Source organism: Marinomonas maritima, assembly GCF_024435075.2.
Taxonomy (GTDB): Bacteria; Pseudomonadota; Gammaproteobacteria; order Pseudomonadales; family Marinomonadaceae; genus Marinomonas; species Marinomonas maritima.
Genome location: NZ_JAMZEG020000003.1, coordinates 175,560 through 199,465 on the forward strand (window position 1 = coordinate 175,560; position 23,906 = coordinate 199,465).

A 23,906-nucleotide genomic window follows, 5' to 3' on the forward strand; every position below is an offset into this window, starting at 1 on the left:
CATTAGAAAAGAGAGGCTTTTTTATGTAAAAGGAACCATCATGTGTGTAAAGCCCGCACCAGCTTAGCAATCAGCTTTTCAATGCCAAGAACGCACCAGCACTTACCATGATACCGCCCGACGTACGGTTTAATGTTCTCATAGAGCGTTCAGATTTCATCAAACGTCTCGCTTGTGAAGCACACACAGAAATAAGATTAATACCTAACATGAGTGCCGTAAAAGCAAGAACAGACGCAATCACGATATCAAAACCACTCAAGATCGTTAAATCCATAAAGGTCGGCAGAAAAGCGACATAGAAAAGAATGACCTTAGGATTCGATGCTGAAATCATAAAACCTTGCATAAAACTCGCCATTTCACTTTTAGATTCAAGCTGTGCAAAATCTGTAGAGGATGTTGATACTGGCGACACCCACATTTTCCAGCCCAAATAGATAAGATACGCCGCGCCAATATAACGAATGACTAAGAAAACGCCTTCCCAAGTAGACGCAATCGCAGCCAACCCAAAACACGCCATAACTAAATAAACAATGTCACTCATCACCATACCAACACAAAGAGAAACACTGGCGCGAGCGCCCTTCGTCATGCTTTTCGCAATAACAGCAAAGACACCAGGACCTGGCGTCACAGCAAAAATTAAAATGGCGAAGAAAAAAGTAATACCGCTTTCTAATGTCATACCTCAACCTCCATTACTTGACAGCCAGCCAAGACCATACGTGTAATAAATTGCTTAGCTTCTTCGTAGTCATCTTCTACTAATTGATCTTTTTGTAGCATAATTTTCACTTGCGCATCAAAGTCCGCATAGGTTTGGGTCATCGCCCAAATACTAATAAAAAGGTGCTCCGTTGGAACAGAAGCCATTAGGCCTTTATCAACCCAAACCTGAATCGTCGCTTTTTCTCGACTCAATTCAGTAACAAATAAGTTTTTCAAATAGTCTAAAACAAAAGTCTCTTCACCAATTAAGGCCATAGCAAAAATTTTAGAGGCATTCTTGTTAGTCCGCGACTGATCAATTTTTTCACTAATATAACGTGTCAGATTGTGCTTTGGCCCCTCCTCAACTCTGAATTCACTCACAGAGTCCAACCAAAGTCGCAGAATGCGCTCTAATACCGCTTCTAGTAAATCTTTTTTGGAGCGATAGTAATAATGAATATTGGCTTTAGGCAACCCAGCTTCATCGGCAATCATTTGAGTTGTCGTTTTAGCGAGTCCTTGACGCGCAAAAACACGCTCAGACGTTTCTAAAATAAGCGTTTGATTTTGAGCTCTAATATGCGCTTTCAACTGATCTTTTGGTCGTTTTATTTCGGTCAACGGTTGGCCTCACAGGTCATTTTCTTACAAAGGAGGATATTTGGGTACCGACTGATCATCCTGAGCGATACAGGCGAAGAATAACATTCTTTAGAATAGGCACGAAGCGATAAGAAAAAATCCCATAAAAAAAGGGAGCCGAAGCTCCCCATTTCCCCTCGTAGCAGAGACGTTAATGACTATAGGCATTCGTCATTAGGCTAACTGCTACACCACGTTGGCTCTGTTATTAATAAGCATAATACTATTCATTACACTTACCAATGTTCTTGATCGATGGATATCACCATCGTCGGTTATTGCAACCGGAGTCACTGTGATGAAAGCACTATAAAAGCGTCAAACACAATCACTTATACAATTTAAGAGTTAATTATAAACAGCTAGATTTACAGTGCAATAGATCAGAGAGAAAAAGTTGACCGATTGATCAATTTTTTTTGAAGTTAGCTATTTTTAGGGGACAAAGACTTAGATACACGGTTCCTTCCCTTCTTTTTAGATTGATACAGAGCGTCGTCTGCGCGCTTTAAAACCGCATCCGGGGACTCACCAAGCGTTGCAAAAGCGACACCTAGGCTGACCGTTACATTCACGTCTATGTCTTGCTTCTTTTTAGGATCAAACACTTCAACCAAGGCATCTTCAATACCTTCACGAACCCGCTCAAGAGTCTCTTCAACTTCTGCAAGCTGCTTACCTCGAAATACAATCGTGAACTCTTCACCACCATAACGAAAAGCGCGCCCTGGATTGGCAAAATATTTCAATTGAGTGGCAACACTCTTCAGGACTTTATCTCCCATATCGTGCCCATACGTATCATTAAATTTTTTGAAATGATCCACATCGACCATCGCAATAGCATACCGTTTAGACAAACCGACTAATTGCTCATTCAAAGCCCGCCTTCCTGGCAGTTTGGTCATATCATCTAAATACGCCATTCGATGACTTTCCATCAGCAAAAACCAAATCCATAATAAAAATTGCGCCGATAACAGAGCATCGAACTGAGTATCTGAAGAAGCAAAATGACCTATGATCAACAAGCTAACAATACTAATCAATCCACTTGCTCGAAAAGTATCACCACTTAACCACCAAGCAAAACCTATCGTGGACGTACTAATAAGCAAGACACACCAAAGTAAAACGGTAGACCAACTTACGGTTGTGTTTAAAAAAGCGTGATCTAAAAAAGCAAAAGATACCCAACTACGCTCAATCGCGTAACACCAACTCACCAACATCACGACAAAGAGAATACGATTTACGGCAAATCGATTAAAGAAGCCTCTCTCCGGTACAAACGCCAATAAGGCAATACAAAAACAGGAAACCACTAAGTACGCCGTTAATGACGCTTCTTCATTGGAATCGCCATACAGCTTTGGTATCAAAAGTAACAGAACAAGAATTAACACTCGGCCTTTGTTAAAATGCCAAGCCAGTAGAATCGCGACGCTTGCTAAGATGATTGGCAATAAGGGCAATATACCAAACCATAAGGGTGGCAACTGACCAACATACAAACTAGCATAAACACTGACTAGTAAAATAAAGCATGGAACTAACAATGAACCTAAACGTTCAGACATAGAAAAATCAAACCCATCGAATCATTCGATTAAATACGACCAATATCTTGCCCCTAAAACGATTAATTTTCATTAATAATAATGTGAATTATAAATTAAAGGAAAAAACGATGGGATTACTTGTAGACGGTAAATGGGTTGACCAGTGGTACGACACTAAAGCAAGTCAAGGAAAGTTCATTCGAAGTGAGTCTGAGTTTAGAAACTGGATCTATGCAGACAGTGAGTACGATCCAAGCAACTCAAACCATTTTCCGGCTCAAACAGGACGCTATCACTTATACGTCTCTCTCGCTTGCCCTTGGGCTCACCGTACTTTGATTTTTATCAAACTAAAGCAGTTAGAAGGCATTATTAGTATTAGTTGCGTTCACCCTGACATGCTAGACAACGGTTGGGAATTTAAAAAAGACAGCAACTTCACAGACACTAACATCGCCACTGGCGACCCATTACACCACTTTGACTTTGCTCATCAACTTTATACAAAAGCCAAACCAGATTACAGCGGACGAGTGACCGTCCCCATTTTATGGGATAAAAAACGCAACACGATAGTATCAAACGAGTCATCGGAAATAATTCGTATTTTAAACCATGCTTTTAATGACCTCACAGGAAACTTCCTTAACTTCTATCCTACTGACAAGAGCAAAGACATAAATACGCTAAACGAACGCATTTACCACACGGTCAATAATGGCGTCTACAAATGCGGCTTTGCTACGACTCAAAAGGCTTATGAAGAAGCATTAACCCCTTTATTTGAAACTCTCGATTTTTTAGAGCAACAACTGTCAAGCAGCATGTTTTTACTTGGAGACGAGCAAACAGAAGCAGATTGGCGCCTTTTTACCACTCTAATTCGCTTCGACTCCGTCTACTTTGGCCATTTTAAATGCAATATAAAGCGTATTTTGGACTACCCTAAACTCAACGCTTATATGAAACGGCTGTACGATACTCCTAACATCGCGAGCACCGTTAACCTGCAGCATATTAAACGCCATTATTATTACAGCCACAAAACAATCAATCCCACTCAAGTGGTTCCAGTAGGACCTGCTAAACTGTTCACTTAAGGATAAAATAACCAAAAAGGAATTAAGGCAAATTCAAGAAGCCTAAGTGAAAGTCTGTTAAAGTGGACCTGTTTTGAGGATAATAGGTCTACTTTTGAAGTTGCTCTTTATCTAGCAGGCGATTAACTATCAAGTAACGCCTTTTAAGAAATATAAATATTTGAGACTCGTGGTTCTTTATGGAAAAGAAAATACTTTGGACTATCTCTTTTGCACTCATATTTATTTTGTGGATAAAAGCTGGGCCATTTAAAAGCGATGATCTAGATATAGAACGTGATGACACTTCAGATTTAAGCGCTTTGGAACAAGACGCTGATGGTGCGACGTCAGATGAAAAAAACTATTTTAAGTCTCACCCTATTAAAGACAAGAACCCTGATTTTTCCGCGATTACCGATGTTAAAGAACGTAAAAAAGCGTTCTTCCATTATCTAACACCCTTTGTAAATGAAAAAAACAATCTCATATTAAGAGATCGTGAACGCCTAAACACGATACTTAGTAGTAACAAAAAGTTATCAACTAAAAACAAGCAATGGATATCTACACTTCGAAAAGACCATAAACTTAAAAAACTTGATAACTATACAAAAGACGATATAAAAGCATTACTCAATCGATTAGACATTATTCCTGTTTCCCTTGTCTTGGCTCAAGCGGCAAATGAATCAGCATGGGGGACGTCTCGCTTTGCGACGAAAGGAAACAACTATTTTGGGCAATGGTGTTTTAGAAAGGGTTGTGGCCTAGTACCAGAATCAAGAGACAGCGACGCGGACCATGAAGTGAGAAAATTCAATGACGCACGTGAATCTGTTTTTGCTTACATCGATAATCTGAATTCAAATGCCGCCTACAAAAAGCTCAGAGCCGCTCGGCTAAAATTACGACAAGAAAAAGAAGACATTACAGGGCTATACCTTGTTCACGGTTTAGAACACTATTCTGAGCGAGGTCAAGCTTACATTGAAGAAATCGAAGGTTTGATTAATTATAACAAGCTTTGGCGTTTCAACCGTTATCAACCAAAGCCAGAGATTCAGTAATTCTCAGCAATAGTTCAAGCTTAAATGTAATAAACTCAATTTATTGTTACGAAATTACTTTATGTAGGGTGGCTAAGAGTCACCCCCTTCATTACAATACCGTAATATTTTACCCACTCTTCAAAACGAGGAAATTCAATTGGCCCGTTTACCTGTTATTGTTGGCTTTGGCGGAATCAATTCGGCTGGTCGTACCTCTTCACATCAAGCATATCGCCGAATTGTCTTCGATCTTCTTCCAAGCCCAATCCAGCAGGATGTTTTACTCGATCTTGCCACTATTACCAACATGGCTGAACACAAAAATGGTCTTTGGTATACCAACAGTGGGGAGGCCTTAGATGCCACCGCACTGATAGATAGTATTGGTGAATCATTACTCGCCCGCACCTTAATTCGTCGTATTCACCCTAGTTTATTTGATGTTGATAATGTGCTTTTACACAAGTCAATGACTCTACATTCGAATCACGCCGAAGAAAAACTTAGCTTTACTATAAAAACACGCTCACTACCAAATGACCGCCCTACCAATTGGCAAATAACAGAGCTTTCGAACAGCTTAAGTGAAGTTGTCGTTGATGGCACTTTAGAAGCCTTTATTAAAGACACAAAGCCACTTTCAGTAAAAGCGGCCGGACAACTGCCAACAGGATTCGACCCATCAAAACTATACCAAAGTCGAAATCACCCTCGCGGCTTACAAATGACGGTGTATGGCGCCTCAGACGCGATTAAAAGCAGCGGTATTGACTGGGAGACCATTCGTAGTAAAGTCGCGCCAGACCAAATGGCGGTCTATGCTGCTAACTCAATTGGCCAGATGGATGACCTTGGTTTTGGTGGCATGCTTAAATCCGCTTTAATGGGAAAACGCACTACCTCAAAACACCTTCCTCTTGGTTACGCTCAAATGCCCGCCGACTTTGTTAATGCCTACATTTTAGGCAGTGTTGGCAACGTAGGCACTTCTATTGGCGCGTGTGCTACCTATTTTTTCAATTTAGAGAAAGCGATCGACGGTATTAAATCTGGAAAGTTTCGTGTTGCTATGGTTGGTGGCAGCGATGCGCCTATCACGCCGGAAATCATTGAAGGTTTTAGAACCATGGGTGCCTTAGCAGAAGATACCGCACTGCTAGCCCTTGACCAAATCAGCAATCAAAAAGAACCAGATCATACTCGCAGCTGCCGTCCTTTTGCTCAAAACTGTGGCTTTACGATAGGTGAATCCAGTCAGTGGACACTTTTAATGGATGATGAGCTTGCGATTGAATTAGGTGCAGAAATATTTGGTGCTATTCCAGCGGTATACTCATACGCAGACGGACATAAAAAATCCATTTCAGCACCCGGTATTGGTAATTATTTGACGATGAGCAAAGCCATGGCTTATCTACAAAACATCATAGGCAATGACGGCCTAACGAAACGAACCTTTATCCAAGCACACGGCACTAGCACACCACAAAACCGTATTACCGAATCTCATGTCCTAAGTAAAGCCGCCACCAGCTTTGGCGCCACTGCCATTCCAGTTGTGGCAATGAAAGCTTTCCTTGGTCATTCTCAAGGTACGGCTGGCGGAGATCAACTTCATTTGTCTTTGGGGGTATGGAAAGATGGTATCTTACCTGGCATTACGACGTCACACGCCATCGCCGATGATGTCTATCAAGACGGTCTAAAATTTCAGCTTAAACATGAAGCCTATGGGAAAGACTACTTTGATGGGGCTCTATTAAATTCAAAAGGTTTTGGGGGAAACAATGCCACGGCTATTTTATTGTCCCCCAACCAAGTCATGAAGATGCTAAAAAAACGCTATAGTGAAGCACAAATCAGTACTTACCTCGCAAAAAACGCTGACGTTATAGCGAACGCAGAAGAGTATAATCAAGCCATGATTCGTGGTGAAAGTCTGCCTATTTACAAATTCGGTTTTAATGTTTTAGGCGGTGAAGAGCTAACGGTAACGGACAAAGAAATTCGCCTTCCAGGCTATGACATACCGGTATCTCTCAATGTAGAAAATGAGTTCAGCGATTTAAAATGACCCATTATCAAACCAGATAAACCAGTCAACACATCAATAAAATGTTGTGTTGGCTAGTCTCTCCTGCAAGAAATCTAATAATAAACGCGTTTTTCTTGGCATCAGCTTTCTTTGTGGATAAATAGCATAAAAGCACAATTCATAACCTTTGTAGTTTGGCAACATATTCACCAGCTCCCCAGACTCAATGTATTTAGCCACTAAAAAATCCGGCTGATAGATGATGCCTAAACCTGCCAAAGCAAACCGAGTTAATGCACTCCCATTATTCGCACTAATAGAACCAGAAATAGAAACGACACGAGATACGCCCTCTCCGTCTGTCAATGACCAGCGATTTGGCACCAAAGAATTACCATACGAAAGACAAGTATGATTATCCAAATCCTCTAAGCACTCAAGTTCACCATGCTCCAAGATATAATCTGGTGATGCACAAACAAATCCTTTGAAATCGCACAATGGACGCGCGACAAACTGATCCCCTCCAAGATCTCCTCCCCGAATCGCTAAATCAATGCCCGATTCTGTCATATCTACGCGCTTGTCACTAAAATCTATATCTAATTCAATATTGGGATAAAGGCGACTAAAGTGGCCTAACAAAGGAACAAGGTGTGATAAGCCAAAATCCATTGGGACACTCACTCTTAGCAGTCCTTTTGGCTTTTGCGTCAATTCTCCAATGTCACTTTCCGCTTCTTCAATTGCATCCAATATTGCAACACAATGCTGGTAGTATTTTCGTCCAGCATAAGTGATGCTGATATTACGAGTATTTCGCTGCAAGAGCTTTGTACCTAATTCCTCCTCAATAAAATTAACATAGCGCGTCACCATAGGACGAGAGATGCCTAGGGAGTCACTAGCGAGTTTGAAACTCTCTGCTTCATGAACACGGCAAAATACCCTCATTGCTTGAAGTTTATCCATTCTATTTCCCAAAATATCAAAAGTTCCCTTATTATCGTTTCTTTTTAGATAATAATGAATTGCTTTTGTGGCAGTTTATTTATCAAACCAAAACAAATTAGACTGTACCCATCTTGAATTCAATAGAGGAATATCAGAATGAAAATAATCACTATCAGTGCATTAGCGCTTGTATCAAGCATCACAATGGCAGCCGATTATAAAATTGACCCAGCCCATTCAAGTGTTGTGTTTAAAATTGGCCATTTGGGTGTCAGCACTACTGTAGGTCGCTTCAACGAGTTCGAAGGTCAATTTTCGTACGCTGAAAGCGGCAAATCAGGAAGCGCGTCTCTCAACATAAAAGCAGACAGTGTCGACACCAATCATGAAGCGCGCGATAAGCACCTTCGCAGCCCTGACTTCTTAGATGTAAAGCAATTCCCTTCTTTAACATTCAAAAGTACAACATTTGATGGAAAGACGTTAACAGGTGATTTGACTCTACATGGCGTCACCAAAGCCGTCAGCCTTGATGTTAATAAAATAGGTGAGAGTAAAGATCCGTGGGGCGGCTACCGTTCAGGTTTCGAAGCAAAAACGGTAATCCAGCGTAGCGACTTCGGTGTCACCTACTTTATTCCTGGTGTAACCGATAAAACAGAAATTGAAATTTATGTAGAAGGCATTCGCCAGTAATTCATTTAAGGAAAGCAACCATGTACGAAAACGTCAGCAACGCGACTATTTTAATGCTATTACACACAGCAGCTTACCCTTTTATTGCCGCTCTAATAGTCAGTATTGTTGCTGGCCGATGGTTACATGCCTCGCCTTATCTTGGTTATCTCGGTGGTTTTATAGTTGGACTCAGCCTGATTCATTCAGGCTTGAGTTTTCCACCGAGTCAAGCAATAGACTATTACAACATAACTGCTTTGGTCGGTATCGCTTCGGCACTATGCTTAACCATGATGAAACAATCCACACTGCGCAATATAATAAACAGCGTGTTGTTTGCATTATCCTTCTATCTATTATTAAACCCTGTACTACAACACTCAGGACTCATTGCGAGCCTTAGCTGGGCTGTCAGCAGTGCGATTGTCGTACTACTTTACCAAGTCCTATCTGAAAAAGTACAAGACACTATACAGCAACAAGTAAGAAGCAAGCACAGCCTGTCTCCACTACTTTTATTGATTGGACTGATGATCGTCGCAGGCAGCGCAGCACCTGTGATATCGATTGGCGGAAGCCTTTTAATAGGACAATTACTAGGGGCCTTTAGCGTCGCTGTATTTGGCTATGTCATTATTAGTTATTTAACAAAAACGTTGCAAAACCACACCAGTATTCCAGCGCTGTTAATTCTTGGTGGACTGATAACACAAAGTCATGTGCTAGCAGATATTCCTTTGGGTGTCATGCTACTGTTGGCAACGAGTAGTTTTGTAACGCCTATCTCTCTTTTGTTAAGTCCCAAAATGAACAGCAAACAAAGCATCGTTATTATTGCCATTCAGATCAGCAGCAGCAGCTTGATAAGTGGATTAAGCTTATGGATAGTATGGCCAGCAAGTAGCTTATATTAATTATTAAATATAGATCGAGAAGATCGCCATAGCGGTAATATAATTGCAGCTATGGCGCAGTTTATCGCACCATAAGAAAGTAAATAGAACGTATCAAATCCACTAAAATTCAGGTGCAAACTAACAAAAGCATAATTAGGCAAGACGATAAATAGCCATATTGCTATCACCAATAAAAACCGTCCAAATCCAGACATTCCCTTGATCCTAACCAATAACCAAGCCGTAAAAAACAAATACACAAACGTCGAAAGTACAAACAACACCATCATGCCAATGGAAAGCTGTTTTGAAAGGTCCTCTAATGTAAAACGCCCTAAAAATGACGAAGGTGTCGAAGCGTACCACATTGTCCCCACTGCAAGTTGGAAGACAAAAACCAACATTACTGCCTTATGATTTATCTTGTACACATCAACCTCTACTATTCTTGTTTATCTCCAACCAATGACTGGTCACTAACTTGCTTGATACAACGCTTTAACAAGGTTTCGTAATTTTGATCGCCACGGACGCTGCTTTATACCAAAGTGATTAAATATCTTTCGGCAAGAAAGTGACTGACGTTGCATCGCGGTGACTTCCTGAGCATCAGGAAACGAATCACCAATCGCCTCTACTTCTACTTGCGCTTTTGGATCGAATTGACCAGAAGTTGCGACAATCGCCTCTACTAGACGAATCCAACTGATCTCTTCAGCGCAGCAATAATGATAAACACCTTTATTTTTCGCACCGTAGTGCCCTTGATTTACCATGGATAAAATCACCCGAACCAAATCTGAAACAGGTGTTGGGCTACCAATTAAATCGTCTTTATACGCAAGGTTAACGCCATCCTGAATAAGGCCAAGTGTTCTACAGACAAAGTCATCTCCTTGCCCACTAAATAACCAACCCGTTCGCAACACAATATTCTCAGGATTATTCAGTACAATCGACTCAGCCTCAATCAAAGCTTGTGCGTAAGGGTCAGTACTGTCTGGTACATCTATTTCGGCATAAGGCACGTTCTTGTTGCCTGAAAATACTCTAGCGCTGCTGATCATAATCAATGGGGCATCATTTTTTTCGCTCAAATGACGTAAAGTCGATTGAAATTTCCCATAATCACTCTGCAATGCATAACGTAGACTTAACGCATCAATAATGACATCAAACTGCATTGCATCAAGTTCCGCTCTATTATCGGCATCGAGCAACAGCGACTCTTCTGGACACAACCACTCAAATTCTTTTTTCTCTGTAGAAAGCTGTAAAAGTGATGAACCTACTTCAGTACCACTTCCTAAAAGAAGAATACGAATAGGAGCATTAATATCTTGTGTATTATTCAAAGCAAGTCCTCGTTCCACTTAGGAAAAACCCTAAGTAGGTTAGCATATGTCTGCATTCTAATCTGCTCGACACTTTCTTCTCGTATCCTTGCAACACATTGCGCGATAAGGGGTATAGAAAGTGGAGTATTATTTTGGCCTTGAAAGCCATTTAATGGCATATCGGGCGAATCGGTTTCAAGCACAAACGCACCACTCTCCAGCGCAGATAATACTCGCCGCGCCTTATTAGCTCTTGGATAAGTAACGGTTCCACCAACCCCAAGCACGAACCCTAAATCCAGGAGTCGTTTAGCCTGTTCAAAACTACCATTAAAAGCATGAACAACTCCGCCTTCCTTAAAATGGACTTCGCGTAAACATTTAAACACCAAGTCATAACTTTTTCTGGCGTGTACGATAACAGGCAGCCTCAACGATTTAGCCACACTCAACTGACGTTTAAAGAAGTTTATTTGAACGTTTATATCAACAGCACTAGGCCAGCAATCCAAGCCAATTTCACCGACAGCAACCACACGCTGCGCTTCACATTGCTCACCCAGAAAATCAATCTGCTCAAGAGAAGCCTCTTTCAAAAAATATGGGTGCAGCCCATAAGCGGTACGCCACTGTGGATAACGCTCAGTGAGCATTTCCAATTTTTTCCAGCTAATAAAAGTAGTTGCTGGCACTAAAAAACCCAAGATACCGTGGTCAAGACAACACGCCATTAATTCATCGCGTTGGCCGTTGAACACATCAAAATCAAAATGGCAGTGGCTATCAATAAACATATACAAAAGATTACATTATTTAAGGTGTGAAGTACTAGCGCATAAAACGATCATCAACAAAAAAAGCCGTGCAAAATGCACGGCTTTTCAATCACTATAAAAATACTTAAAGAGAAGGGCCAGCCTTAACAATAGCATCAGATACCGTGTCAAATTTCTTAAAGTTCACAACAAATTGAGAAATAAGATTTTTGGCTTGTGCTTCGTAAGACGCTTGATCAGACCATGTCTTGCGAGGATTCAACAAAATGCTGTCGACACCTGGAACGTGTGTCGGTACATCAAGATTCACATCAGCCAAATGCTCAGTTTCTACATCCGCTAACGCGCCGGATTGAATCGCTGAAATAACCGCACGAGTCACTGGAATACTAAAGCGTTTACCGCCTTGTCCATGTGCGCCGCCCGTCCAACCAGTATTAACCAAGTAAACCTCGCTACCAAACTCTTCAATACGCTTGATCAAAAGATCCGCATACACATCTGCAGAACGCGGGAAGAAAGGCGCGCCAAAACAAGTAGAGAAAGTCGACTTAATGCCTGTGCCCGCACCCATTTCTGTTGAACCCACCAACGCCGTATAACCACTCAAAAAGTGATACGCCGCCGCTTCTTTCGTCAAGATAGAAACAGGAGGAAGAACGCCGGTCAAATCACATGTTAAGAAGATAATGGCATTTGGCTCACCGGCACGATTACCCGCAGCACGTTTTTCAATATGTTCACGAGGGTAGCCAGCACGACCATTTTGGGTCAACGACGTATCCGCGTAATCAGCAACACGTGTTTCGGGATCCAACACGACATTTTCAACGATAGTACCAAACTTAATCGCATCCCAAATGATCGGCTCATTCTTCTGGGAAAGATCAATGGTTTTTGCGTAACACCCGCCCTCAATATTGAAAACAGTGTCCTTACCCCAACCATGCTCATCATCACCAATTAAAAAGCGTTCAGGATCAGCAGACAAGGTTGTTTTGCCAGTACCTGACAAACCAAAAAATAAGGTTACATCTTCTTCTGTTCCGACGTTCGCCGCACAATGCATTGGTAATACATCATGCGCTGGTAACAAGTAGTTTTGCACAGAGAACATCGCTTTTTTCATTTCACCAGCATAACGCATACCAGCAATAAGCACTTTGCGCTCAGCAAAATTTAAAATGACACAACCGTCAGAATTGGTGCCATCACGCTCAGGTTCACATACAAAGTTAGGAGCATTTAGAATCTGCCACTCACCTTTGCCTGATGGATTATACGTTTCTGGACGAATAAATAAATTACGTCCAAACAGCTGATGCCACGCTGTTTCAGTATGCATAATGACGGGTAAATAATATTCATCACCTGCACCAACATGAATATTGGACAAATAAGACTCTTGACCATCTAGATAAGTGGCAACTCGATTCCACAGTGGTGCAAATTTTTCTTCAGGAAACGGACGATTAACAGGTCCCCAGTGAATGCTGTCTTTACTGGATGCTTCTTCCACAATGAAGCGATCCATAGGAGAGCGACCTGTACGAGCGCCTGTTTCAACGACGAGTGCGCCATTATCAGCAAGAACCCCTTCGCCATTATGCAAGGCTTTTTCAACCAACTGCGGCGTCGTTAAATTTTTATGAGTAGTTGTTACTTCTGATGCGAAGTTCATGTTGCTAAGTCCTCTGAACTATAAAGGTTATCTGGTCATTTTTATTATTATGCGAAAGTTTTTTCTGTAAAAAGGATAGTAACAAAACAATCTAAAAAAAAATATTGTTATAACAATATGTTATTTTATTACCATTCTGTTACTTTACAAAAAACTCTAAACCATTGAAATATAATGATTTTAATCTAATATAATACTAAAACTTCTCTTCATATATCGCAGAGATCAATAACCAATAGCATTTTTTGTAGTTTTCTTTCTTTTCTGTTGTCTTTCTACTAGATAGAAATTTATTACCGACACACAAAACAGCAAAAAACCATAGGCACAATATTGCCTTTTTCTAAAGGAAAGCCATCTAAAACGTAGGGGTTCTATTAGAAAGCATCAAAAAAACATTAAAAACACACAATTAATTGAATTTTTCTTCTCTCTAGTATGTCCTGAATCACCTTGCTTCATGGTAAGATTCTTACCTCAATCCCCCCCTAAAATTGTTCAAAAAGGTTGATCGATATTTATGTTAAAAACAAATCAGAATTGCAATATTGGATTTGTCGGCCTGGGTGTCATGGGTAAAAACTTGGCCTTGAATTTAGCTGACCACGGCTACCGAGTTGCAGGTTTTGATCTTGACACACATAAAATACAAGACGTTCTTAATACAGAAGCAGCAGAACGCCCTGACTCATCCAAACAAGCACGAATCGTCGGCTGTGCAAGCATGAAAGAAATGCTTTCAAACCTAATCAAGCCTCGCGTCATTGTTGTTTTGGTTCCTGCTGGTCACCCTGTAGACGCGGTTTGCAATAGCTTAATAAAGGCAGGCTTAGAAGCAGATGATATCGTTGTCGACTGCGGAAACAGTCAGTGGACAGATACAATTCGTCGAGAAGCAGAATACAAAGAAAAATTCAAATTCTTTGGTACGGCCGTTTCTGGTGGTGAAGTGGGTGCTCGTTTTGGACCATCCCTTATGCCTGGTGGTGATGCCGACTCTTGGAAATATCTACAACCAATGTGGGAAGCCGTCGCAGCAAAAGTAGACAAAGACGGCAAACCTATTATTAGCAATACCCCTGGAAAACCGGTTACTGAAGGTGAGCCCTGTACTGCTTACTTAGGGCCAAATGGCGCAGGCCACTATGTCAAGATGGTTCATAACGGTATTGAATACGCTGACATGCAGCTTATTTGTGAAGCCTATCATCTATTGCGCTCTTTGCTTGGCTACGAGCCAGAAGAAATCGGTAAATTGTTTGAAAAGTGGAACCAAGGCGTTCTAAACAGTTACCTTGTTGAAATTTCCGCAGACATTCTGCAGCAATACGACCATAAAACGGGCGCACCTCTCGTCGACATGATCCTAGACAGCGCGGGGCAAAAAGGCACAGGTCGTTGGACTTCTATTAGCGCGACTCAAATGGGTGTTCCTGCTGGAATTATCAGCGAATCGGTTTACGCCCGTGCACTCAGTACCCTTACGGGTGAAAGAGAGCTTGCCGCAAGCAAGTTAACAGCGGAAGTAGAAAGTGGCGAAATTGAAGCTGAGGCAGTAGAGAAAGCCATCGAAGAAGCACTTTACTGTGCAAAAATATGTGCTTACGCTCAAGGTTTCCAATTACTTCGTGCAGCACAAAAAGAATACAGCTGGGCATTTAATTTCAGCGACATTGCGAAAATCTGGCGTGGTGGCTGCATCATTCGAGCGTCTTTTTTACAAAAAATTGCAGACGCTTTTGATGAAAACCACGAACTTGAGAACTTATTACTAAGCGATTACTTCGCTGACGCTATGGCAAACAAGCAAGCTGGTTTACGTAAAGCCGTTGTGCTGGCTGCACAATCTGGTATTCCAACGCCATCATTCTTCTCTGCATTGGCTTATTTTGATGGCTATCGTTCAGAAGTACTTCCTGCTAACTTGCTACAAGCGCAACGCGATTATTTCGGCGCGCACACTTACGAGCGAGTGGACGCTGAAGTAGGTCAAAAATTTCATACTTTCTGGCAAGAGGAAGGTCGTCCAGAGCGTAAAGCTTAAACCACACTTCTAGCCAAAAAAAGCCACTGACTTCATTGTTATCAAGTCAGTGGCTTTTTTATTTCAAACCAGTTTGACGCGGCTTTAAGCTAGTCGTTCATCTGTTTTTCCATCGAAGTCAACATACCCCGAAGCATGCCTAACTCTTGCTGATCTAATCGTGAACGCTGAAACAACCGGCGAAAGCGCGTCATCACTTGCATCGGCATATTTGGGTCAAGAAACTCAGTCTGCACCAACACTTTTTCAAGATGCTCAAGCAAGTAATCAATTTGCTCTACATTTGCCGCAGGCACATCCCATTTACTAGCAACCACAGGCGCATCTTTCATTAGTAACGACTTCATACGCAACTCATAAGCAATAACCTGCACCGCTGCGCCTAGGTTCAATGAACTAAACGTCTCAACGGAAGGAATATGGACATGATAGTTGCAACGCTGAAGTTCTTCATTGGTCAAACCACGGTCTTCACGACCAAATACAAACGCGGTAACTAAACCTTCATCAAACACCAAGTCCGCTGCTTGTCTTGGGTCAACCAAAGGCCAAGGAATATTGCGCTCACGAGCGCTCGTGCCAATGACAAGCTGACAATCTGCAAGCGCCTCTTCTAGTGTATCGACTACCACGGCATTTTCTAAAATATCCGACGCACCGGCAGCACGGCTTACCGCATCATCACTGGGATAATGCTTAGGGCCTACGAGATAAAGATCGGCCAATCCCATATTTTTCATTGCTCGAGCCGCTCCTCCGATGTTGCCTGGATGAGAGGTATTAACAAGGACAATTCTTACTTTATTTTGCATTTTAAGCGGTACCAATTATAACGGTCAGACAATCGTTGTATCTTAACAGATATTTATGGCAAAGCCTTAATTGATCAGTTTTCCACCAACAATTCACTGGTAAAACAAGCGTCATTACGCTAGAATCCGCGCTCATATTTAGGCGCTCTGTCAATTTACGCCTTGCTTAGAGCATTTTTCTGGGCAAAGCGCGCAGGAATCAACAGACCGCCCGCTCTTTAACACTTTATTTGGCAACTTACCGTCTTCTCGACGGTGTGTGCATTTTAATGACGAATTAATTGACGGTAAATTATGCAACCTAGAATCAATATCGCACTCAAAGCAGCTCGTGCCGCTGCGGAATACATTGTTCACTCACAAGAAAAACTGCTTTTTGACAAAGAACAAGGTCAGTCCGCTGAGCAAGTTTATGAAACAGTTTGTTCTGGTGCAGAGCGCAGCATTGTTTATCATCTAGAAAAAGCCTACCCAGGTGACACAATCACTACTCGCCTTCAGGGTTCAGTGCAAAAAGGTGAAGAAGGCGAATGGATCATTGATGCGATCCAAGGACAGCATTTATTTTCGCGCGGCCTAACAGGCAACGTCATTACAATGAGCTACCTAGTTGCTGGTAAAGTGGAGCACGCTCTTGTGCTAAACCCTCACACCAAAGACGAGTTTTACGCAAGTAAAGGTCGTGGTGCTTATCTGAACAACTCAAGAATTCGCAGCAGTTCCGTACGTGCATTAGAAAACACAACGATTGCCGCACAGTTTCCTGCGACTGACCGCCTTATGCCTTCTCTTTCTGGTCAATTTGCTGTACTCACTGAAGTCGCAGAGCAAGGCGCTCGTGTTGTTATGCAAGACTCTCCTGCTTTGATGCTTGCTAACGTAGCGGCAGGACGCCTTGATGCAGCGTGGGGCATTAAACTTCAAGAATGGGAAATGCAAGCACCACTGTTTATTGCAAAAGAATCTGGCTGTTTATTTGCAGGCTTTGATGGCTCACCAAGCCTAGAAAAAGGCAACGTATTATGTGCTGCGCCGCGTTTGTTTAAAGTGTTACTTCCAATCCTAAACAAAAACCTTAACTAACATTCTAGTAAATCGGTAAACACAAAAAAGGGCTTCTTTTATCATGAAAAGAAGCCCTTTTTATTTGTCGGATTATTTGCCTTTCTAATCGTTACGGCTAATGTTTGTGGTGATGGTTGTGCTCATGGTGGTGATCATGCACTTCTTCGTCATTGTGCTGATGCTCACCAGGATAAGACAAACCAATGTCCTGGCGAATTTCATCCAACGTAGCAATCAATTCCAGACTGTTCTGCCAACTGTGGTTAGGGCTTTGTATCAAACCCTCTTCAAGGCATCGGTTTACTTCATCCACTTCAAACTGATAACCATTGCCTGGAAAATCAAACTCTACCGCTCGTACTTTATTGTCCGCGCTAACGACTCGACACGATTTTGCTTTAAACCACTCAGAGTCAATTTCGATATAGCCCTTAGAGCCGGATAAAATCGCTCGGTTAGGGTTACACGAGATCAAAGAAGCATCCAACGAGGCAAGCTGCCCGCTTTCCCAACCTAATAAAATTTGTTCAAAAAGATCCACGTCGGTGTCACCAATAACGGCTTGGTTTTGCACAAAATCGGGCTTCCCAAAGAACAACTGCGCTAAGAAAACAGGATAAATACCAATATCCAGTAGAGCACCGCCGCCCAGTTCAATCTTCATCAAACGATGACTAGGATCAGTAGGCGCAAGAAAGTTGAAGCTTGCTTGAATACTATTCAAATCACCGATTTCGCCTTCTTCAACCCACTCAATAACTTGTTCAATAACCGGATTAAAACGTGTCCACATCGCTTCCATGACAAACACATCGTGTTTTAAAGCGAGATCATAAAGCTCTTTTGACTGAATTTCATTGATAGTGAAGGGCTTTTCACACAAAACAGCCTTACCCGCTAAAATACACGCTTTTACCAAATCATAATGATAAACATGGGGCGTGGCGATATAGATAACATCCACTTCATGACTATTAATAAGTGAAAAATAATCAACAAACGCCAACTCAATATCAAATTCAGCAGAAAACTCATCCGCCGACGCTTTATTACGAGAAGCAACCGCACGAAGTTCGCCCGCTTTGACATGACAAAAATCACTGGCAAATAAATGCGCGATTTGACCTGTACCAATAATACCCCAGCGTACCTTCTTCATAGGATCCTCCCCATAGACACAATCAAAAACATTAACGCCCAAAAAATCTTTTAGTATTTCGTACACTGACGCTAAAAAACGCACTAAGTTTGACGTCAAAAAAGACTATAGTCCACTGGCATTTTCAAGCATTTGGTTTCGCTCACTTAATTCTCTCACTCGCTCTTCTAACTCAAGCACTCGTGCTTCAAGTTGCTGCGTATATTCATCGCCATTACTAGACGAAGATAGCGGTTCAGACCACGTTGTCGGCGCTCGTTCAGACTCAGAGCAAAAGCATTCCTGATAACGCTGCTCTCGTTTACCAGGTTCTCTTGGTAACTGGCAAACATAGGGGCCACCTGTTTTGCTGTGCAACGATTGCAATGCGGCTTCAACTTCATTTCGCGATTGGAAACCATGTAAACGACCGCTGCGTGAGCGTAATTCTCCTGGTGTTTGAGCGCCTCGTACAAACAGTAAGCAAACTATAGCCGTTTCGGCCGATGATAATTGCAAATCAGAAAACTCCGTATTACAAAATCTGTGCTGATATTTACTAACACGACTATGAGATCCCGAAATTTCCGTCACTAAGCCACGAGCCTGTAACGCATCTATACCATCTTGAACCTCTAACGGAGACAGCTGGGTAACGGGGTCTCGATTGGACTTTTGATTACACGCATTAACAAGGGCATTTAAGCTTAGAGGGTATTGATCTGGTGTCGTAATCTCTTTTTCCATGAGACAACCAATGATACGCATTTCGATAAAATTCACTTCATAATAACTCATAACTTCCCCTAACGGCCGTTAGTCTATTTGTCTTTAACGAGATTTTTTAAAGGTCTTAAAAGGCATCACCAATACTTCTTTTAACGATGCGGGCTGATACGTTTTGGTTTCTGGCAGCCCTATTTTCAGGTTCTCATCGCCTTCTAACGCATGGTTTCTTTTGCTCATGAAAAGCGCATCCCATATGCTCAAAAAGAACCCATAATTACTGTTTGCTTCAAGACTCACCCTTGAATGGTGTATTCGATGCATATCTGGCGTCACCAATATTGTCTTAACCCAAGCTTCAATGTTAACAGGCAACCTAGCATTGGTGTGATTAAACATGGCAGATGCATTTAATAAAATATCGAACACTAAAACCGCTTCAAAAGGAATTCCAAACAGGCAAACAGCCAAGGCTTTAATACAAAGCGACAATAAAATTTCAATGGGATGAAAACGTACAGCAGAACTGACATCTAATTCTGGGTCCGAATGATGCACACGATGAAGACGCCACAAAAAAGGCACACGATGGAATAATCGATGTTGCCAATAAATAAGGCAGTCCAGTAATAAAATACTTAGCAAGAAAACCGCCCAAAAAGGCAAATCTAGCACACTGAACAGGCCAAAATTTTGACTGAAAAGAGCAACCATGGATAGGAGTAAGGGCTGAATAATTCGAACACACAACGCCCCTACCATTAACAAGGAGATGTTGTGGCGCCAGCGCTGTTTCCATTGCAAAAGACTCGCTCTTGGGCAATACCATTGCCAGAAAATCAGCGAGCTAAAAATTAGAACAAAAACACCTATACGAACAGTGAAATCTATCATTTAGCACACAGCCTAGATTGAAAAAACGTTAAATCAGACAGTGAAAACAATCTTTTTCAACGATACCTTTTAACCAAATAACGACCTTGAAAAGAGACCTTACGCAAGTATGTTTTTCTGGATTAGCTCCGACGATTTTCGGTTATTCAATAAAAAATGAACTTTTATTTGTCCAAAAAGTTCCACAAGCACATTAAGGTTGATGTCCTCTAATTGATAAATAATAAGGCAATCATCCCCAAATTGAACGTGAGGCAAGCGGTCTGCGAATGAATAAATTACGCTCAAATCCGAAAAATACACGCACAAATGGTCTGATCGCGCTGCCACACCATACAACCAACGCCCATTCAGCTGAAAACAGGGAATGCCTACATTACTAACCAACTCAGCCTCAGGCGCAATCAACGCCATCATATCAATCACTTCCAACAAATCTGCCCGCATACCCGGATCAGATTCTTGGACATAACGCTTCATGAAATCATTCGATGCTAACGTCAACATAAGAACCTCTCCTGTTGGCAAACGTTCGGTAGAGCCCGAGCATGCTGGCTTGAATGATTAAAAGCATAATAAATCACATTAATTTATGTGTTTTTAAGGCTTCTTCAATACGAGTCATTGCTTGGTCGAGAATGGATTTTGGACACCCAAAGTTTAGGCGAATATAGCTAGAATTGCCAAAATCTTTACCATCTGAAACACCGACGCCAGCATCTAAAAAAAATTGATATGGATTTTCTAACTGCAAATCAGAGGCATCAATCCAAGCCAAATACGTGGACTCTAAATGCACCATTTTAAGTGGCGTCGCGGCGATTCTTTGGACTAAGAAATCTCGGTTACTTTTTAAATACACCAGTAGTGCTTGATGCCATGCCTGTCCTTCTTCGTAAGCGGCAATAGCCGCCGTCAAACCAAGCATATTGGGTGACGGTATTAGCCCTGCTTTTTCTTGATTAAAAGCTTGGCGCAATTCGGTATTTTCAATGACGGCAAATGCATAACCTAAACCAGCAATATTAAAGGTTTTACTCGGCGCCATTAAGGTAATCGTACGGCTCGCCGCGTCTTGATTCAAACTAGCAAACGGAACATGAGGCAAATCATCCAAAATTAGATCGCAGTGAATTTCATCACTCACGACAACAAGGTCATATTTCTTAGCCAGTGCGTGAATACCTAATAATTCCGTTTTGGTATAAACCGTTCCGCCAGGATTATGTGGATTACATAAGAGAATCATTTTACTGTTGGATTTAGCACAAGCGGCTTCAAACTGAGCCATATCTGGCAACCATCGGCCATTCTGAATAACCATATCCACACTGAGTAATTCACGACCAGAAACTAACGGAGCCTTTGTTAAATGGTAATAAACAGGCCCAGGGACAACAATACCATCACCTTCATTAGAGAAAACTCTAACGCTTAAATGCAAAGCGCACACAAGGCCGGGTAAATGCACTAAATGCGCCGCGGAGACATCCCAGTCATAGCGACTTGAAAGGTGGGATTTAATCACTTTTACTAGCGCTTTTGGTGTATGAGTATAACCGTAAACACCTTCTTCAACTCGTTGATTTAACGACTTTTTAATGCAATCCGGCGAATCAAAATCCATGTCTGCAACCCACATTGGAATCACGTTTTCAGGGTATTTAGACCACTTATCGCTGCTTAGATTCGATCTGTCTATTAGGGTGCCAAACACAGAAAAAGGGGTATCCATTACTTAACTCTCCAGTCATTTATTTGTCTTTATGTTTAACACAATGTTAGACACAAACTCCAGCCATAACACGATCAAAGCAGGCTAAAAAGAAATGCCTAACTGGGATAACTAAAATTCACCTTAAATAGAAAAATTGGTTAAAAAAACCTCATTTCTTATCTTAAACCGACACAATCGCTTCAAAAAAAAACCAAAATAAATACAAAACAACAAAAAAACCTTTATATTCAAACAGTTAAATTACTTAGAGAACTAAGTTTTCGAATTGTCAAGGGTTGACCTAAATTGCACAATCAGCCTAGTATAGTTTTCATTAAACGGTTGTTTAATAAAAAAGGATCCGTAATGCCAAAAGTTGGAATGCCTGAGATACGAAAACCTCAGCTCATCGAGGCCGCAATAAAAGCCATAGACAAATACGGCTTTGCGGGGGCAACAGTCAGTGTTATAGGAAAAAAAGCCGGTGTTTCTCCCGCCATCATAAACCACTACTTCGGTGGCAAAGATGGATTATACGAAGCGACCATGAAAAGCCTTATTCGTGAATTTTTTGAAATTTTATCCAAAGAAGTCATAAAAACGAAAAACAAATCAGCTAAACATAGAGTGATGGCTATTGTAAAAGCCAGCTTTAGTCAGTCCCAGACACACCCTCAAGTCGTTAAGGCTTGGATGGGGTTTTGGGCATCAGCCATGCACAAACCATCTTTGTATCGGTTGCAAAATGTGTACTCTAAGCGATTAAACACATCGCTAGTGTGTGTGTTGAAAGAAGAATTTGAGATCGAAAAAGCTCGTAACATCGCATTCACAGTGGCAGCGCTGATTGATGGCATGTGGTTACGAGGCTCGTTAGCGGGTGGTATCGATAAAATAGAATCGGCCGAGCTAATACAAAATTATTTAGATTTGGTGTTTCAGGATCACACCTAAACACCGCTGCATCCAGAATTAATACCGTACACATTATAGATCAGCCGACAAAAGCGCACTGCTCTATGCTTTAGAAGTTCACGCTCAGTACTAGGTACTGTATTCACTCATTGATTTTTAGTTCAATAGAAAGAGGGTAAGGGTATGTTAAATAAGACCAAAAAGACCGCATTAGCGGTCGGTATAGCAAGCATTTCAGGTTTAACCATGGCAGCGGAATGTTCGATGGTACGTTTTTCAGACGTCGGTTGGACTGACATTACCGCTACTACGGCTGTCGTCAGCGAAATCAGCGAAGGCCTAGGTTATAAAACGAAAACACAATTGCTATCGGTTCCTGTTACTTATACTTCGCTTGCGAATGGCGACATAGATGTCTTTTTAGGCAACTGGATGCCAACGATGCAAGCCGATATCGAACCTTACCTAAAAGCAGGTACTGTTGAAGATCTTGGTCCAAATCTAATTGGTGCAAAATACACACTAGCCGTTAGCCAAGCCGCTTACGACGCAGGGGTGACAGATTTTTCTGACATTGCAAAACACCGTAAAGAGTTTTCTGGCCGTATTTATGGCATCGAACCTGGCAATGACGGCAACCGTATTATTCAAGATATGATTGATTCAAACGCTTTCGAGCTAGGTAACTTCCAGTTGGTTGAATCAAGCGAAGCGGGCATGTTGTCACAGGTGAGCCGAAACGCTCGTCGCGATAAGTGGATCGCCTTCCTTGGTTGGGCTCCACATCCAATGAACGCTAACTTCAAAATGGACTACCTTTCTGGTGGCGATGATTACTTCGGCCCAGACTTCGGCGGCGCTAACGTTCATACCAACATCCGTAAAGGCTACATTCAAGAATGCCCTAATGTTGGCAAGCTGTTAACCAACTTAACATTCACTTTGCCTATGGAAAACGAAATCATGGGCGCGATCCTAGACGAAGGCAAAAAACCTAACCTTGCTGCCAAAGCTTGGTTAAAAGCCAACCCTGCTGTTCTTGATGCGTGGCTAGATGGCGTTACCACTCAATCCGGTGGAAATGGCCTTAGCGCAGTAAAATCACACCTAGGTCTGTAATCAGCTATTTACTACAACACCACAACCTAAGCGGTTAACGCCGCTTAGGTTGTATCATCGAACTATC

General features: G+C 41.8%; 23 protein-coding genes. 9 read left to right on the forward strand and 14 right to left on the reverse strand.

What is annotated here, in order from left to right; genetic code table 11:
* Positions 1-70: 70 nt before the first annotated feature.
* From M3I01_RS12915 to M3I01_RS12925, 3 genes are all read right to left on the reverse strand, one after another.
* The gene (locus tag M3I01_RS12915; RefSeq protein WP_255896292.1) at positions 71-691 is read right to left on the reverse strand and encodes a LysE family translocator; all 621 of its coding nucleotides are present in this window, start codon (positions 689-691) and stop codon (positions 71-73) included.
* Positions 688-1,338: a TetR/AcrR family transcriptional regulator gene (locus tag M3I01_RS12920; RefSeq protein ID WP_255896293.1), complete on the reverse strand. Its 651-nt coding sequence runs from the start codon at positions 1,336-1,338 to the stop codon at positions 688-690. The genes M3I01_RS12915 and M3I01_RS12920 overlap by 4 nt, the downstream gene beginning before the upstream one ends.
* Positions 1,339-1,784: 446 nt before the next feature.
* Entirely contained in the window at positions 1,785-2,939 is a 1,155-nt protein-coding gene (locus M3I01_RS12925) for a GGDEF domain-containing protein (protein ID WP_255896294.1), read from the reverse strand.
* A 110-nt stretch (positions 2,940-3,049) separates the two neighbouring features.
* Between M3I01_RS12925 and M3I01_RS12930 the strand changes: the two genes are divergently transcribed.
* The 3 genes from M3I01_RS12930 to M3I01_RS12940 all read left to right on the forward strand — a co-directional run bounded on the left by M3I01_RS12930 (position 3,050) and on the right by M3I01_RS12940 (position 7,126).
* A complete protein-coding gene (locus M3I01_RS12930) occupies positions 3,050-4,021 on the forward strand; it encodes a glutathione S-transferase family protein (protein ID WP_255896295.1) in 972 nt (323 codons plus the stop codon).
* A 179-nt stretch (positions 4,022-4,200) separates the two neighbouring features.
* On the forward strand, positions 4,201-5,070 hold the full coding sequence (locus M3I01_RS12935; RefSeq protein WP_255896296.1) for a glucosaminidase domain-containing protein: 870 nt from the start codon (positions 4,201-4,203) through the stop codon (positions 5,068-5,070).
* Positions 5,071-5,209: 139 nt separating this feature from the next.
* A complete protein-coding gene (locus M3I01_RS12940) occupies positions 5,210-7,126 on the forward strand; it encodes a beta-ketoacyl synthase (RefSeq protein WP_275565113.1) in 1,917 nt (638 codons plus the stop codon).
* Between the two features lie 33 nt (positions 7,127-7,159).
* Here M3I01_RS12940 and M3I01_RS12945 read toward each other — a convergent pair whose 3' ends face one another.
* Positions 7,160-8,059 carry a LysR family transcriptional regulator gene (locus M3I01_RS12945; RefSeq protein ID WP_255896297.1) on the reverse strand — a complete coding sequence of 300 codons (900 nt, stop codon included), beginning with the start codon at positions 8,057-8,059 and terminating at the stop codon, positions 7,160-7,162.
* Positions 8,060-8,197: 138 nt separating this feature from the next.
* Between M3I01_RS12945 and M3I01_RS12950 the strand changes: the two genes are divergently transcribed.
* Both M3I01_RS12950 and M3I01_RS12955 read left to right on the forward strand, forming a co-directional pair.
* Positions 8,198-8,737: a YceI family protein gene (locus M3I01_RS12950; protein WP_255896298.1), complete on the forward strand. Its 540-nt coding sequence runs from the start codon at positions 8,198-8,200 to the stop codon at positions 8,735-8,737.
* A gap of 20 nt (positions 8,738-8,757) precedes the next feature.
* Positions 8,758-9,633: a hypothetical protein gene (locus M3I01_RS12955; protein WP_255896299.1), complete on the forward strand. Its 876-nt coding sequence runs from the start codon at positions 8,758-8,760 to the stop codon at positions 9,631-9,633.
* On the opposite strand, the gene M3I01_RS12960 is transcribed toward M3I01_RS12955, so the two are convergent.
* The 4 genes from M3I01_RS12960 to M3I01_RS12975 form a co-directional block, all read right to left on the reverse strand.
* Entirely contained in the window at positions 9,630-10,046 is a 417-nt protein-coding gene (locus tag M3I01_RS12960; protein WP_255896300.1) for a hypothetical protein, read from the reverse strand. The two genes, M3I01_RS12955 and M3I01_RS12960, sit on opposite strands and share 4 nt — an antisense overlap.
* 45 nt (positions 10,047-10,091) lie before the next feature.
* Complete coding sequence (locus M3I01_RS12965) at positions 10,092-10,970, reverse strand: SDR family oxidoreductase (RefSeq protein WP_255896301.1); 879 nt, start codon at positions 10,968-10,970, stop codon at positions 10,092-10,094.
* On the reverse strand, positions 10,967-11,746 hold the full coding sequence (locus tag M3I01_RS12970; protein ID WP_255896302.1) for a TatD family hydrolase: 780 nt from the start codon (positions 11,744-11,746) through the stop codon (positions 10,967-10,969). The genes M3I01_RS12965 and M3I01_RS12970 overlap by 4 nt, the downstream gene beginning before the upstream one ends.
* A gap of 106 nt (positions 11,747-11,852) precedes the next feature.
* Entirely contained in the window at positions 11,853-13,409 is a 1,557-nt protein-coding gene (locus M3I01_RS12975) for a phosphoenolpyruvate carboxykinase (protein ID WP_255896303.1), read from the reverse strand.
* 520 nt (positions 13,410-13,929) lie between these two features.
* Between M3I01_RS12975 and gndA the strand changes: the two genes are divergently transcribed.
* Entirely contained in the window at positions 13,930-15,453 is a 1,524-nt protein-coding gene (gndA, locus tag M3I01_RS12980; RefSeq protein WP_275565114.1) for an NADP-dependent phosphogluconate dehydrogenase, read from the forward strand.
* Between the two features lie 89 nt (positions 15,454-15,542).
* Here gndA and trmJ read toward each other — a convergent pair whose 3' ends face one another.
* Positions 15,543-16,265 carry a tRNA (cytosine(32)/uridine(32)-2'-O)-methyltransferase TrmJ gene (gene trmJ / locus M3I01_RS12985; protein WP_255896305.1) on the reverse strand — a complete coding sequence of 241 codons (723 nt, stop codon included), beginning with the start codon at positions 16,263-16,265 and terminating at the stop codon, positions 15,543-15,545.
* 294 nt (positions 16,266-16,559) lie between these two features.
* Between trmJ and M3I01_RS12990 the strand changes: the two genes are divergently transcribed.
* Entirely contained in the window at positions 16,560-17,348 is a 789-nt protein-coding gene (locus tag M3I01_RS12990; RefSeq protein WP_255896306.1) for an inositol monophosphatase family protein, read from the forward strand.
* A 97-nt stretch (positions 17,349-17,445) separates the two neighbouring features.
* Here M3I01_RS12990 and M3I01_RS12995 read toward each other — a convergent pair whose 3' ends face one another.
* From M3I01_RS12995 to M3I01_RS13015, 5 genes are all read right to left on the reverse strand, one after another.
* Positions 17,446-18,489: a Gfo/Idh/MocA family protein gene (locus tag M3I01_RS12995; protein ID WP_255896307.1), complete on the reverse strand. Its 1,044-nt coding sequence runs from the start codon at positions 18,487-18,489 to the stop codon at positions 17,446-17,448.
* A 105-nt stretch (positions 18,490-18,594) separates the two neighbouring features.
* Complete coding sequence (locus tag M3I01_RS13000) at positions 18,595-19,266, reverse strand: YceH family protein (protein WP_255896308.1); 672 nt, start codon at positions 19,264-19,266, stop codon at positions 18,595-18,597.
* A 33-nt stretch (positions 19,267-19,299) separates the two neighbouring features.
* Entirely contained in the window at positions 19,300-20,088 is a 789-nt protein-coding gene (locus M3I01_RS13005; RefSeq protein ID WP_255896309.1) for a sterol desaturase family protein, read from the reverse strand.
* A 99-nt stretch (positions 20,089-20,187) separates the two neighbouring features.
* Positions 20,188-20,595, reverse strand: coding sequence for a DUF1801 domain-containing protein (locus M3I01_RS13010; RefSeq protein ID WP_255896310.1), 408 nt, complete (start codon positions 20,593-20,595; stop codon positions 20,188-20,190).
* 73 nt (positions 20,596-20,668) lie between these two features.
* The gene (locus M3I01_RS13015) at positions 20,669-21,823 is read right to left on the reverse strand and encodes a MalY/PatB family protein (protein ID WP_255896311.1); all 1,155 of its coding nucleotides are present in this window, start codon (positions 21,821-21,823) and stop codon (positions 20,669-20,671) included.
* A gap of 348 nt (positions 21,824-22,171) precedes the next feature.
* Between M3I01_RS13015 and betI the strand changes: the two genes are divergently transcribed.
* Positions 22,172-22,759 carry a transcriptional regulator BetI gene (gene betI, locus M3I01_RS13020; protein ID WP_255896312.1) on the forward strand — a complete coding sequence of 196 codons (588 nt, stop codon included), beginning with the start codon at positions 22,172-22,174 and terminating at the stop codon, positions 22,757-22,759.
* A gap of 144 nt (positions 22,760-22,903) precedes the next feature.
* Entirely contained in the window at positions 22,904-23,839 is a 936-nt protein-coding gene (locus tag M3I01_RS13025) for a choline ABC transporter substrate-binding protein (protein WP_255896313.1), read from the forward strand.
* The last annotated feature ends 67 nt before the right edge of the window (positions 23,840-23,906 follow it).